We start from the raw sequence: 12,676 nt of genomic DNA, 5'->3' as shown, positions 1-12,676 counted from the left end.
TGGTCGGGCCCTAGGGCAGCGCCCAGGTGTGCACCGGCTCGCCGTCGCGCATGTGCCCCCCGTAGGTGTCCACCAGCCGGGCCAGGGCCCGCCCGCGGTCCAGCCCGGACTCCTCGAAACGGGCCAGGGAGCGCGTCATCCAGGTGGCGCCGTTCTGACCGGTCCGGGTGCGCCCGGTGAGCACGGACAGGTAGCGCTCGGCCACCTCGTCCTCCACCTCCAGCAGCTCCAGGCCGTGGCGGGCTGCCGGCAGCAGGTGCCGGTCCAGCAGCTCGGTGACGGGTAGGTCCCCGTAACCCGGCCAGTACACGGAGGCGTTCAGCCCCTGCCGGGCGCACTCGTAGAAGTTGGTGCGGGCCACCGCGAAGGACATCCGCTCCCAGGGGTTCTCCTCGGTCTCCACGAGGTATTTGACCAGGCCGAAGAAGAACGCCGCGTTGGCCACCATGTCCACCACCGTGGGGCCGGCCGGCAGTAGCCGGTTCTCCACGCGCAGATTGGCCGGGCTGGCCGCAAGCGCCGGTGAGGTGCCGCCGTCGTCCGTCTTCTCGTCCTTGCCGGGATCATAGATGGGCCGGTTCCAGCGGTAGACCGTGCCGTTGTGCAGGAGCAGCTCGGCCAGCCGCGGCGCGCCGGCGGCGGTGCTGGAGCCGGCACTGGACAGCTCGGGCAGCAGGGCCGGGAAGAAGGTGATGTTCTCCTCGAACAGGTCCTCGATCCCATCGATCCACCGCTCGCCGAACCAGACGCGGGGCCGTACCCCCTGGCGGGCGAGCTCCGGGCCGCGGGTGTCCGTGGACTGCTGGAACACGGGGATCCGCGTCTCGGCCCACAACCGGCTGCCGAGGAACAGCGGCGAGTTGGCCGCCAGCGCCACCTGGGGGCCCGCGATGGCCTGGGCGGCGTTCCACACCGGGCCGAACTGTTCGCGGCCGACCTCCAGGTGCAACTGCATGGAGGTGCAGGTGGACTCCGGGGCGATGTCCCGGGCGTAGTAGGAGAGGTGCTCGGGTCCGGTGATGTCGATGAGGATGTCCTCCCCGCGGGCCTCGAGGATGGCCGCGTTCAGGGCGGTGTAGCGGTTGCCCTCGCTGATCCACCCCTCCCCGGCCAGGTCCTCCCCGCTGATGGTCGGCAGGATCCCCACGGCGTACAGGTGTGCGCCGGCGCGGACCGCCCGCTCATCCGCGCGGTCCAGTTCGGCCTTGAGCGATTCCTCGAGCTCGGTCAACCCTCGGCCGCGGATGGTCAAGGAGGGGTGGTTCAGCTCGATGTTGTACCGGCCCAGCTCGGTCTGGAACGCAGGGTTGTCGATCGCCGCCAGCACCTCCCGGTTCAGGGGGGCCGGCTGCGACTGGCCGTCCACGAGGTTCAACTCCAGCTCCAGGCCGATACGTCCTGCCGGCGCGAACTCATGGTCGGCCAAGTACGCCTTCAACTCCTGCAGGGAGGACTCCAGGCGTTCTCGGTAGCGCGTTCGCTCGGAACGGGAATAGGTGCTCGACTCGACCTCGGTGCCCATGGATTGAAGCGTAGGGCATCCGACCCGTCGGGGCGGAGCTCTTGGTCAAACACTTCCGGCGCGCATAGGCTCACGTCACAGTGATCTGCCTCACGCGTCTGTTCGCGGCGAGGCCTGTTGGGACACGGACCGGAGGTACGCACCTGATGTCGGATTCCCGAGCCAACGCCTCGCCGCGGCGCTCCCGCCGCCTGGCCGGCGCGACGGTGGTGGTCACCGCGGCCCTCGTGCTCGCCGGCTGCGGCCCTGCCGAGGACGTGCCGGTGCTCACCTGGTACACCAACCCGGACGACGGCGGCCAGGCCACGATCGCACAGCAGTGCACGGAGGCGGCGGACGGCGCCTACCGGATCGAGACCTCCGTCCTTCCCAATGACGCGGCCTCCCAGCGTGAGCAGCTCACCCGGCGGCTGGCCGCCGGGGACACCTCGATGGACATCATGTCCCTGGACCCGCCGTTCATCCCCGAACTTGCGGAGCCGGGATTCCTCGCGCCGGTCCCGGCGGAGGTGGCGGACGCCACCACGCAGGACACCCTGGAGGGCGCCCTGGCCGGAGCCACCTGGAAGGACAACCTGGTCACGGTCCCGTTCTGGGCCAACACCCAGCTGCTCTGGTACCGCAAGTCCGTGGCGGAGGAGGCCGGGCTGGACATGGACGAGCCCGTCACCTGGGATCAGCTGATCGAGGTGGCCCGGGACCAGGACAAGAACCTGGGCGTCCAGGGGGCCCGCGCCGAGTCGATGACCGTGTGGCTCAACGCCCTGGTGGAGTCCGGCGGTGGACACATCCTCGAGAACCCGGAGGCCTCCGCCGTGGACGTGAGGACCGGGCTCGACTCGGAGGCCGGCATCAAGGCCGCGGAGATCATCTCCACCATCGGCAAGGAAGGGCTCGGAGGGCCCGGTCTGGCGACCCAGCAGGAGAACGAGGCCATGCTGCTCTTCCAGGGGGACACCGGCTCCTTCATGGTGAACTGGCCGTTCGTCTGGCCGGCCACCAACGCCGCGGTGGAGGACGGGTCGCTGCCGGAGGACCTGTCGGAGGACATCGGCTGGACGCTGTACCCACGGGTCTTCGAGGACCAGGAGCAGGCACCGCCGCTCGGCGGCATCAATCTGGGGGTCGGGGCGCAGTCCGAACACCCCGAGCTGGCCTGGGAGGCGATCCAGTGCATCGTCACCCCCGAGCATCAGACCCAGTACTTCGTGACGAACGGCAACCCGCCCTCCAGTGCGGGCGCCTTCGAGGATCCGGAGGTGGAGGAGCAGTTCCCGATGGCCCCCGCCATCCGCGAATCCCTTGAACTGGCGGCGCCGAGGCCCCAGACGCCCTACTACAACGAGGTCTCCACGGCGGTCCAGCAGCGGTTCACCCCGCCGGGCGCTGTCAACCCGGAGACCACACCGGCCGAGACCGGCCAATTCATCATGGAAGTCCTGCGAGGGGAGTCGCTGCTGTGAGTGCCGTCCCAACGAATGTCCCCGCGGTCGACCCGGAGGCCCCCGACCGGGATGCCGCCTCGCCGGGACGGTCCCGCGGCCGCCGCAAGGCCCCGAGGTCTGAGCGGGCCCGTGCCGAGGCACGACTCGGCTGGTGGCTCGCCGGGCCGGCTTTCGTCCTCATGGTGGCCGTCATCTTCTATCCCGTCGCCCAAGCGGTCTGGGACTCCCTGTTCAGCTACCGCCTGACGGCTCCGGCCGACCGGGAGTTCATCGGGCTGCAGAACTACGGGACGATCATGACGGACGGGGTGTTCTGGAGTGCCCTCGGCGTCACAGCCCTGATCACCGTGGTGACCGTGTTCGTGGAGCTCATCCTCGGTTTCATCCTGGCGATGATCATGCACAAGGCCATCAAGTCCACCCGTGGCCTGGTCCGCACCGTGATCCTGGTGCCCTACGGCATCATCACCGTGGTCTCCGCCTACGCCTGGTACTACATGTTCTCGATCGACTCCGGGTACGTGAACAACTGGTTCAGCTGGCTGCCCGGGTTCAACGACGAGATGAACTGGTTCGCGCAGGGCGGGACCTCACTGGTGGTCATCATGTTCTCCGAGATCTGGAAGACCACACCCTTCATCTCACTGCTCCTGCTCGCAGGGCTGGCCCAGGTCCCGGAGGACCTCTCCGAGGCGGCGGCCGTGGACGGCGCCGGCTGGTGGCAACGGCTCAGCAAGGTGGTCCTGCCGAACATGAAGGCGGCCATCATGGTGGCCGTGCTGTTCCGGGCCCTGGACGCCTTCAGGGTGTTCGACTCGATCTTCATCATGACCAACGGCGCCTACGGGACCGAGGTGCTCTCCTTGCTGGCCTACCGCACCTCGATCGGCCGGTTGGAGATCGGGCTCGGCTCGGCCATCTCCGTGGTGCTGTTCCTGTGCGTGGCCCTGATCGCGTTCACGGCGATCAAGGTCTTCAACGTCGACTTGGCCGGTGGAAAGGGAGGACGCAAATGAGTATCGACGCGTCGAACGACAGCCGGGCCTCCCGTGCCCCGCACGACGAGGAGCTGACCGAGCAGGAGCGCGAGGGTCAGCGGAAGGCCCGCCGGGCCCAGCGGAACACGACCCTCGGCTGGTGGGTGCTCACCGTCGTCGTGGCCGTGTGGTGCCTGTTCCCCGTGGCCTCGATCCTGGCGACCAGCTTCAAGACGCCGGGGGACCTGTCCAACGGTCAGTTCCTGCCCACCGAGTGGTCCGGGGTGAACTACTCGGAGATCCTCGTCGGCGACTCCCGGGAGTTGTTCCTGACGGCTCTGTGGAACTCGATCGGCATCTCCGTGATCGCCACCGCGATCGCCGTGGTGCTGGCCACCCTGTGCGCCTACGCGATCGCGCGGCTGGACTTCCCGGGCAAGAGGGTCGTGCTGACCGTCTCGCTGATGGTCTCCATGTTCCCCGTGATCTCCCTGGTCACGCCACTGTTCAACATGTGGCGGACCCTGGGGCTGTATGACACCTGGCCCGGCCTCATCATCCCGTACCTGTCCCTGACCCTGCCGATCTCCATCTGGACGCTGACAGCGTTCTTCCAGCAGATCCCGTGGGAACTGGAACAGGCCGCCCAGGTGGACGGGGCCACCCCGCTGCAGGCGTTTCGCAAGGCGATCGTCCCGTTGGCGCTGCCGGGAGTGTTCACCACGGCGATCATCGCCTTCTTCATCGCCTGGAACGACTTCGTCTACGGCATCTCGCTGACCTCCACCGAGGCGGCGAGACCGGTGCCTGCCGCCCTGGCGTTCTTCAGTGGCGCCTCCCAGTTCGAATCACCCACCGGAGCGATCTCGGCCGCAGCGATCATCGTGACCATCCCCATCGTGCTGCTGGTCATGTTCTTCCAGAAGCAAATCGTCGCCGGCCTGACCTCGGGCGCGGTCAAGGGCTAGGCAGCCAGCACCAGTCAGCGAGAACCAAGGAAAGGGAGCACCGATGGCCACCATCACCCTGAACAACATCGTCAAGAAGTACGATGACGGCTTCCCGGCCGTGAACAACGTGTCCCTGGATATCGCCGACGGCGAGTTCGTCATCCTGGTCGGCCCCTCGGGCTGCGGCAAATCGACCCTGTTGCGGATGATCGTGGGGCTGGAGGACATCACCTCCGGGGAGCTGCAGATCGACGGGAACCGGATGAACGAGGCCGCCCCGAAGGACCGCAACCTGGCCATGGTGTTCCAGAACTACGCGCTGTACCCGCACCTGACGGTCTACGAGAACATTGCCTTCCCGCTGCGTCTGGCCAAGGACAAGAACGGTGGTTCCGGTGGCGGGGTCGGGGGAGGATCGGTGGACGACCGGGTCCGCAAGGCCGCGGACCTGCTCGAGTTGACCGAACACCTGGACCGCAAGCCCGCCAACCTCTCCGGCGGCCAGCGCCAGCGGGTGGCCATGGGGAGGGCGATCGTGCGTGAGGCGGACGCGTTCCTGTTCGATGAGCCGCTGTCCAACCTGGATGCCAAACTGCGCGGGCAGATGCGCGCCGAGATCGCCCAGCTGCAGCGGCGGCTCGGCGTCACCAGCGTCTACGTGACCCACGACCAGACCGAGGCCATGACCCTGGGCGACCGGGTGGCCGTGTTGAAGAAGGGCATCCTCCAGCAGGTGGCCAGCCCGCGCGAGCTCTATGAGCAGCCCGTCAACCTGTTCGTGGCCGGGTTCATCGGCTCCCCCTCCATGAACTTCCTGCCGGCCACGCTCAAGGACTCCGGTTCAGGTGCCGGGGGCGCGGTGCTGTCCTCCCCGATCGGGGACATCCCCATCTCGGCGGAGAAGGCGGCCGTGGCCGAGGGCAGGGAACTGCTCATGATCGGCCTGCGGCCCGAGTTCTTCGAGGACGCCAAGCTGGTGGACGAGGCCAAGATGTCCAAGGGCTCGGTCTTCACCGCAGAACTGTCCCACCTGGAGTGGCTGGGCCATGAGCAGTACGGCTACATCGAGTTCGAGCCGGATGAGAAGGTCCGCCGCCTGCTGGCCGACCTCGCGGCGGAGATGGACGCGGATGAACTGCGGCCGCAGGTGGTGACGACCCTGTCCGCGGAGTCCCGGGTGCGGCCCGGTCAGCCCACGGAGCTGTGGGTGGACACCTCGCGCGTCCATATCTTCGATCCGGAGTCCGGGGAGAACCTCACGCGGGACGCCGAGGCCGGCGCCGAGCTGACACGGATGGCCACGGAGGAGCGGGAGCGGGAGATCGAGCTCGCCGCCGCCAAGGACGCCTGAACGCTGCCCTCAAGACCCAGGGAGGGGGGCGACGGCGGCCGCTCGGCTCAGGCGGTCGCCTCGCGATGGGTTGCGGCGAGCCGGACATAGGTGGCCGAGTTCTGCGCGAGGGAGGCCAGTTCCTCCTCGGTAAGCTCGCGGCGGACCTTGGCGGGGACGCCGGCGACGAGGGAGTGGGGCGGGACCACGGTGCCCTCCAGGACCAGGGCGCCGGCTGCCACCAGTGACCGGGCGCCGATGACGGCCCCGTTCATGACGGTGGCGGACATCCCGATCAGGCAGCCGTCCTCCACGGTGGCCCCATGGACCACTGCGGCGTGGCCCACGGAGACGTCACTGCCGAGGGTGCAGGGGAATCCGGCGTCCGCGTGCAACACCACGTTGTCCTGCAGGTTGGTGCGTTCCCCGACCCGGATCGGGGCGGAGTCCCCTCGGGCGGAGACTCCGTAGAAGGCGGAGGAGTCCGCACCGAGGGCGACATCACCGGACAGGGTGGCGGTCGGGGCGAGGAAGCAGGACTCGTGGGCGGCCGGCGTCGCACCGGCGATCGTGATCAGGTGTGCCATGGCCCCAGCGTACGTGGTGCCCGCCGGATCCAGCGGGCACCACCACGCACCGATGAGCGTCAGTCGAAGACGACGGTGCGCTTGCCGTCCAGCAGTACTCGGTGCTCGGCGTGCCACTTCACGGCGCGGGACAGGGTGGAGCCCTCCACCTCGCGTCCCCGGATGACGAACTCGCGGGCCGTCTGGGCGTGGGTGACACGCTGGACCGACTGCTCGATGATCGGCCCCTCGTCCAGGTCTGCCGTGACGTAGTGGGCGGTGGCGCCGATCAGCTTGACGCCTCGGTCGTGGGCCTGGTGGTAGGGCCTGGCACCCTTGAAGGACGGCAGGAACGAGTGGTGGATGTTGATCGCCTTGCCCTCGAGCTTGCGGCACAGGTCATCCGAGAGGATCTGCATGTAACGGGCGAGGACGACCAGCTCGATGTCGTATTCCTTGACGAGGTCGAGCAGCTTGGCCTCGGCCTCGTCCTTGTTGGACTTGCCCTCGGCGTTCGTGGCGACGGGGATGTGGATGAAGGGGATGCCGTAGAAGAACGCCATCGGCTGCAGTTCCAGGTGGTTGGAGACGATCACGGGGATCTCCACGGCCAGGGTGCCGGCGCGCTGCTGGTAGAGCAGGTCGTTCAGGGTCCGGCCGTCCTTGGAACACATCACGAGGGTCCGGGTCTTGCGCGAGGCCTCCCAGAGTCCCAGCTCCATGGAGAACTCGTCCCGGACGGGAGCCAGGGCGGCCTCGACGGCCTTCAGGTCCTCCGGGGTGTTGAACTCCACGCGCATGAAGAAGGTCCCGGTGTCCGGGGAGTCGAACTGCTTGGACTCGGTGATATCGCCCTGGATCGAGAGCAGGGCGCCGGAGACGGCGTGCACGATTCCCTTGCTGTTCGTGCAGGACAGGGACAACACCATGGCGTTGCCGGTGGGGCCGGCCGGGGACTGCGAGACGGCCGGGGACGCGGTGGCTGAGGGGGTGGCAGGAACGTTCATGGCTCAAGCATACCTATCTCCATAGTGATTAGTATCACCCGGCGCCGAATTGGTTGCTGTGGGGCACCGTTGGCCACAGAGGGTTGCTCTCGGGCACCGCTGGCCCGGCTGGGGCGACTGGCGCCACGGAGACCATCAGAGTCGCGGGCCGGAGCCCTCGGTCTCAGCGTTGCCCTGTGGCACAGTGGGCGGAACCAACGGGTCGGCGACCGGCCGGCCCGAACGTTGCCCGCTACAGCAAAGGACACGCGATGAATGACCAGCAGATTCTGTGGTTGGTGATCGGCGTGGTGGTGCTCCTCATCATCATTGCGGTTGCCGTCGCCGTAGGGAGAAGGCGGCGTTCCAAGCGCCGGGAGGCTGACCACCGTGAGGCGGAGAAGCTCCGCGACGACGCCGCCCGGCAGCAGGAACGGACACGCGCCGAGGAGGAGCAGGCGGCCGCCGCGCGCCTGGAGGCCCGGGCCGCGGAGGAGGAAGCCCAACAGCTGCGCGCCGAGGCAGAGGAACGTGAGCGTTCCGCCGGCGATTCCCGCAGTGCCCTGGACACCCAGTTGCGCGAGGCCGATCGGTTGGATCCGAAGGTGCCGACAGATCGTACCGGGCGCCGAAAGGAGCATGCCGAAACGGTCGATGACCCGGACGCCCGGTTGACCGCGGATCGCACCGGCCGCGGCTCCGACGGCTCCGACGGTTCCGATGGCTTTGACCGCCCTGACGGCCCCGACGGCGCTCGTCGTAGCGGTTCTCAGCCGGACCGTGAGGAAGCCACGCAGACGGCCCGGGTGGACGAGGTCCAGCCGGCCCGGCCGGTCCAGCCCGTTCAGCCGGCCCAGCCGGCGCCGCACGCCGAGACCGGCCACGAAGGATCTCCTGCTGCGGGTGAGCACGCCCCGGCCGGCCGGCGCGATGAGCGCCCCGAAACACGGAGGGTCGAGGCCCGCGAGGACGTCATCCGTGAAGACCTGGGGCAACCCGATGCCGGCCGGGTCGCTGATCCGCAGGCCGGTCGCGGTTCCAGCATCAGTAGCAGCACCGACACCGGCTCCGGTTCGGGTCGGCACGCCGCGCCGGTCACGCCCGACGCACCCGACGCGTCCGGCTCCCCGTCTCCCGAGGAGCGGTTGGCCCACTCGCGGCCGGCTGACCCCCAGCCAGCTGATTCCCAGTCGGCTGATTCCAGGCCTGCTGGCTCCCACCCGGCCGGCTCCCACCCGGCCGATTCTCATCCGGTGGAGGCTCATCCGGTGGAGCCGGGACCTGGCGATGACCGGCCCGTTGACCGTGCCGAGCCCGCAGACGCTGACGGCCGAGATGAAGACGGCAAGGATGGAGACGGGCTCATCGACCGACTCCGCCGGCGTCTCTGAGCTCTCACCCGTCCCGACACACCACGGGCCCCGTTCCTGCCGTGGCAGGAACGGGGCCCGTGGTGTGTCAACCGGGGGCTACCGCAGACTACTGGTCGCTGTCGACGCCCATACCCGGGACGGTTGTGCCGTCCATGTTGGCGCGCACGGCGTCCTCGATCCGCTGGCCGATGGTGGCGTCCACGTTCTTCCAGTACTGGAAGGCGTTGGAGAGCACCGGCTCCTGGACGCCGTCCAGGGCACCGGAGACGGTCTGGACGAACTCGTCGCGCTGGGCGTCGGAGAACACCTCGCGGACCAGGGTGCCGGGCTGGCCGAAGTCGTCGTCCTCGGCACGCAGATCATAGGAGCTGCGCACCAGCTCGCCGTCGGCCTCCCAGCCGTTGTCCACCGGGCCGGTCTCATCCGACCAGGAGTCACCGAAGGAGTTCGGGGCGTAGTAGCTGCGGGCACCGGAATGCTCGTACCACATGTTGCCCTCGAAGTTGTAGGAGTGCACCGGGTTGATCGGCCGGTTGACCGGCAGCTGCTGGAAGTTGGTGCCGATGCGGTAGCGCTGGGCGTCCGCGTAGGCGAAGTTGCGGCCCAGCAGCATCTTGTCCGGGGAGTTACCGGTGCCCGGGACCATGTTGGCCGGGGAGAAGGCGGCCTGCTCGATCTGGGCGAAGAAGTTCTCCGGGTTGCGGTTCAGGGTCATGGTGCCGACCTTGATGCGCGGGTAGTCGGCCTTCGGCCAGACCTTGGTCAGGTCGAAGGGGTTGAAGCGGTAGGTCTTGGCGTCCTCGTAGGGCATGACCTGGATGTAGGCGTCCCAGGAGGGGTGCTCGCCGCGCTTGATGGCCTCGAAGAGGTCCTGACGGTGGTACTCCGCGTTGGCGCCGGCCAGACGCTCAGCCTCCTCGTTCGTGAGGTGCTCCATGCCCTGGTTGGTCTGGAAGGACCACTTGACCCAGAAGCGCTCGCCGGCGGCGTTGACCAAGGAGTAGGTGTGGGAGGAGTAGCCGTTCATGTGGCGCCAGGTCTTGGGCAGGCCGCGCTGGCCCATCACGTAGGTCACCTGGTGGGCGGACTCGGGGTTCTGAGTCCAGAAGTCCCACTGCATGGTGCCGTCACGCAGGCCGGAGTCCGGCAGGCGCTTCTGCGAGCGGATGAAGTGCGGGAACTTCATCGGATCGCGCAGGAAGAAGACGGGGGTGTTGTTGCCGACGAGGTCGAAGTTGCCCTCTTCGGTGTAGAACTTCATCGAGAAGCCACGCACGTCACGCCAGGTGTCCGGGGAGCCCAGCTCGCCGGCCACGGTGGAGAAGCGGGTCAGCATCTCGGTCTTCTTGCCGGGCTGCAGGAAGTCCGCCTTGGTGTACTGCGAGATGTCCTCGGTGACCTCGAAGGTGCCGAAGGCGCCGGCGCCCTTGGCGTGCGGACGGCGCTCCGGGACGTTCATCCGGTTAAAGTGCGCGAGGGTCTCCACCAGGTGATGGTCGTGCAGGACGATGGGGCCGTTGGCGCCCACGGTCAGCGAGTTGCGGTCGCTGACGGCGGGGATGCCGGCCTGGGTGGTGGAACCGGTGGCGTGCGGGGTGGTTTCCGTCATCACGTTCTCCTACAGGGTTGGTTGCTCGGTCGTGTCGGTCGGGTTGGTCGGGTGGTGGGGATACCGGTCAGCCCTGACGGGCCTTCCGGGGGTCTGGGGTGGCGGCAGCGCCCGCCGGGTGGGCCGCGCAGTCCGCGCAGAGGCCCTGATAGACGACATCGGCCACCTGGATGGTCATCCCGTGCGTCTCGGAGGGGGCGAGGCAGGGGGCGTGGCCCACGGCGCAGGCCACGTCCTCGATGCGGCCGCAGTCCGTGCAGACGGCGTGGTGGTGGTTGTCCGCCACCCGGGTCTCATAGCGGGCCGGAGAGTTGGCCAGGTCAAGCTGGCGCAGCAGCCCCGCGCCCGTGAGGGAGTGCAACACCGTGTAGACGGACTGCACCGTGATCCCCGGCAGGGACTGCCGTACGTGCGTCAGGACCTCGTCCGCCGTGGCGTGCGGACTCTGCTCCAAGGCCTCCAAGACGGCCAGCCGCTGCTTGGTGACCCGCAGTCCCGCAGCCCGCATGCGGGCGGCCCACGCCAGGGGCGCGGCTCCGGACGGGGTGTTCTGGGTCATGTCTCCAGTATGGCATATTCCGAGTAACTCATAAATACCCGGCGGTCGATTCGGCAGCCCTGACCGCGGCCCGCCGGCCGGCCCGGGTGGCGCCGATCGTGGAGGCGGAGGCACCGTAACCCACCAGGAAGAGCCCGGGCCGCTTGGCCACGGACACCCCGTCGGCATGCATCACCACGCCGCCGCCGCGCTCGCGGACGTGCAGCGGGGCGAGGTGGTCCATGGTGGCCCGGAACCCGGTGGCCCACAGGATGCTGTCCACGTCCGTCTCCCACGTGGTCAGCGGATCCTCCGTGGACACCTCCGTGCAGGCCCGCCCCGCCAGGGCGGGAGCCGCCTCGAGGCCGCCGGCCGCTGACCCGCCCGGTGCCAGCAGGCCGTCCGCGACGCGCCCCTGGGAGGGGAGGGAGCCGCCGTCGGGCCCCGGGCCGTCCAGGACCACGCCCGTGGGGGTGATGCGGCGCAGCGGGCCGCGGCTGATCAGCACGCCGGAGGCCAGCCCCGCCCGGTACTGCTCCGTGACGGGCAGGCCGGTGGCCGCCACCACCGAGAGCGGCGGCAGGCCCATGGTGGTGCGGGCGGAGACGGAGGTCTCCACGTCCACGCCCCAGGAGGCATCGAAGAAGCGGTCCGTCCAGTCCGGCTCGCGCCGCGTGGTCCACACGGTCCGGGCGCCGGCCTCGTCCAACTGGAGCAGGAACTGCAGGGCGGAGGTGCCGCCCCCGACCACCAGGACCCGCTGCCCCGCGAAGTCGGAGGCGGCGGTGAAACCCCGGGTGTGGAGCTGGCGGCCGGTGAACTCGGCGATCCCCGGGTAGTAGGGGACGTACGGGCTGTCCCAGGTGCCCGTGGCGTTGATGACGGTGCGGGCCCGCCAGATGCGGCCATCGGCGGCGGTGACAGTGAAGAAACCGGTCTCGCCGGCCACATCGGAGCCCTCCAGATGGTGCTCCACGGAGGCGACCTTCACCGGGCGGACCACGGGCAGGCCGAATCGGCGCTCGAAGTCTCCGTAATACCGGGCGACCACCCGACTGGCGGGTTCTGCCGGATCCGGGGTGCCCAGGGCCAACCCGGGCAGGTCATGGATCCCATGGGCGGCGTCGAAGGTCAGGGCGTCCCAGCGGTGCCGCCAGGCGCCGCCCGGGCCGTCGTTGGCGTCCAGGACCACGAAGTCCTCCTGGGGACGCAGGCGCTTGCGCAGCAGCTGGCCGGCCGCACTGAGCCCGGCCTGGCCGGCGCCGATCACCACGGTGGCCAGCAGGGGCGTGGACTCGAACGGTGAAGAGCTCATGAGGCGCAGTATGTCAGGGAAACGAGAACGGCTCAGGCCCGGTCCCGCGCTACGATGGGGCGCAG

Annotated in this window: 11 protein-coding genes; 5 read left to right on the top strand and 6 right to left on the bottom strand. The window is 68.9% G+C overall.

What is annotated here, in order from left to right; all coding sequences use genetic code 11:
• Positions 1–10: 10 nt before the first annotated feature.
• Positions 11–1,522 carry a glutamate--cysteine ligase gene (locus tag ACSU1G_RS20730; protein ID WP_439281888.1) on the bottom strand — a complete coding sequence of 504 codons (1,512 nt, stop codon included), beginning with the start codon at positions 1,520–1,522 and terminating at the stop codon, positions 11–13.
• Between the two features lie 146 nt (positions 1,523–1,668).
• On the opposite strand from ACSU1G_RS20730, the gene ACSU1G_RS20725 reads away from it, so the two are divergent.
• Genes ACSU1G_RS20725 through ACSU1G_RS20710 form a run of 4 tightly spaced genes read left to right on the top strand, consistent with a single transcriptional unit; the run spans position 1,669 to position 6,245 of the window.
• Positions 1,669–2,985: an extracellular solute-binding protein gene (locus ACSU1G_RS20725; protein WP_439281887.1), complete on the top strand. Its 1,317-nt coding sequence runs from the start codon at positions 1,669–1,671 to the stop codon at positions 2,983–2,985.
• A complete protein-coding gene (locus ACSU1G_RS20720) occupies positions 2,982–3,983 on the top strand; it encodes a carbohydrate ABC transporter permease (RefSeq protein WP_439281886.1) in 1,002 nt (333 codons plus the stop codon). The genes ACSU1G_RS20725 and ACSU1G_RS20720 overlap by 4 nt, the downstream gene beginning before the upstream one ends.
• On the top strand, positions 3,980–4,912 hold the full coding sequence (locus tag ACSU1G_RS20715) for a carbohydrate ABC transporter permease (RefSeq protein WP_439281885.1): 933 nt from the start codon (positions 3,980–3,982) through the stop codon (positions 4,910–4,912). The genes ACSU1G_RS20720 and ACSU1G_RS20715 overlap by 4 nt, the downstream gene beginning before the upstream one ends.
• Before the next feature lie 43 nt (positions 4,913–4,955).
• The gene (locus ACSU1G_RS20710) at positions 4,956–6,245 is read left to right on the top strand and encodes an ABC transporter ATP-binding protein (RefSeq protein ID WP_439281884.1); all 1,290 of its coding nucleotides are present in this window, start codon (positions 4,956–4,958) and stop codon (positions 6,243–6,245) included.
• A 47-nt stretch (positions 6,246–6,292) separates the two neighbouring features.
• Here the strand turns inward: ACSU1G_RS20710 and ACSU1G_RS20705 are convergent, their stop codons facing one another.
• Both ACSU1G_RS20705 and purU read right to left on the bottom strand, forming a co-directional pair.
• Entirely contained in the window at positions 6,293–6,811 is a 519-nt protein-coding gene (locus ACSU1G_RS20705; protein WP_439281883.1) for a gamma carbonic anhydrase family protein, read from the bottom strand.
• 59 nt (positions 6,812–6,870) lie between these two features.
• Positions 6,871–7,719: a formyltetrahydrofolate deformylase gene (purU, locus tag ACSU1G_RS20700; RefSeq protein WP_439282010.1), complete on the bottom strand. Its 849-nt coding sequence runs from the start codon at positions 7,717–7,719 to the stop codon at positions 6,871–6,873.
• A gap of 329 nt (positions 7,720–8,048) precedes the next feature.
• Here purU and ACSU1G_RS20695 point away from each other — a divergent pair, with 329 nt between their 5' ends.
• Complete coding sequence (locus ACSU1G_RS20695) at positions 8,049–9,167, top strand: hypothetical protein (RefSeq protein ID WP_439281882.1); 1,119 nt, start codon at positions 8,049–8,051, stop codon at positions 9,165–9,167.
• Between the two features lie 88 nt (positions 9,168–9,255).
• Here the strand turns inward: ACSU1G_RS20695 and ACSU1G_RS20690 are convergent, their stop codons facing one another.
• From ACSU1G_RS20690 to ACSU1G_RS20680, 3 genes are all read right to left on the bottom strand, one after another.
• Positions 9,256–10,758: a catalase gene (locus ACSU1G_RS20690; protein ID WP_439281881.1), complete on the bottom strand. Its 1,503-nt coding sequence runs from the start codon at positions 10,756–10,758 to the stop codon at positions 9,256–9,258.
• A gap of 67 nt (positions 10,759–10,825) precedes the next feature.
• Positions 10,826–11,317, bottom strand: coding sequence for a Fur family transcriptional regulator (locus ACSU1G_RS20685; RefSeq protein ID WP_439281879.1), 492 nt, complete (start codon positions 11,315–11,317; stop codon positions 10,826–10,828).
• A 28-nt stretch (positions 11,318–11,345) separates the two neighbouring features.
• A complete protein-coding gene (locus ACSU1G_RS20680; protein WP_439281878.1) occupies positions 11,346–12,611 on the bottom strand; it encodes an NAD(P)-binding domain-containing protein in 1,266 nt (421 codons plus the stop codon).
• Between the last annotated feature and the right edge of the window lie 65 nt (positions 12,612–12,676).

This window comes from Microbacterium sp. A93, from assembly GCF_051842835.1.
The sequence above is the reverse complement of the archived record's forward strand: the minus strand, read 5'-3'. Positions and strand labels throughout refer to the sequence as shown.

Excerpts from the sequence above, each read along its gene's own strand:
- ACSU1G_RS20730 (WP_439281888.1), bottom strand. The coding sequence starts at position 1,522 with ATGGGCACCGAGGTCGAGTCGAGCACCTATTCCCGTTCCGAGCGAACG.
- ACSU1G_RS20725 (WP_439281887.1), top strand. The coding sequence starts at position 1,669 with ATGTCGGATTCCCGAGCCAACGCCTCGCCGCGGCGCTCCCGCCGCCTG.
- ACSU1G_RS20715 (WP_439281885.1), top strand. The coding sequence starts at position 3,980 with ATGAGTATCGACGCGTCGAACGACAGCCGGGCCTCCCGTGCCCCGCAC.
- ACSU1G_RS20710 (WP_439281884.1), top strand. The coding sequence starts at position 4,956 with ATGGCCACCATCACCCTGAACAACATCGTCAAGAAGTACGATGACGGC.
- ACSU1G_RS20705 (WP_439281883.1), bottom strand. The coding sequence starts at position 6,811 with ATGGCACACCTGATCACGATCGCCGGTGCGACGCCGGCCGCCCACGAG.
- purU (WP_439282010.1), bottom strand. The coding sequence starts at position 7,719 with ATGGTGTTGTCCCTGTCCTGCACGAACAGCAAGGGAATCGTGCACGCC.
- ACSU1G_RS20695 (WP_439281882.1), top strand. The coding sequence starts at position 8,049 with ATGAATGACCAGCAGATTCTGTGGTTGGTGATCGGCGTGGTGGTGCTC.
- ACSU1G_RS20690 (WP_439281881.1), bottom strand. The coding sequence starts at position 10,758 with ATGACGGAAACCACCCCGCACGCCACCGGTTCCACCACCCAGGCCGGC.
- ACSU1G_RS20685 (WP_439281879.1), bottom strand. The coding sequence starts at position 11,317 with ATGACCCAGAACACCCCGTCCGGAGCCGCGCCCCTGGCGTGGGCCGCC.
- ACSU1G_RS20680 (WP_439281878.1), bottom strand. The coding sequence starts at position 12,611 with ATGAGCTCTTCACCGTTCGAGTCCACGCCCCTGCTGGCCACCGTGGTG.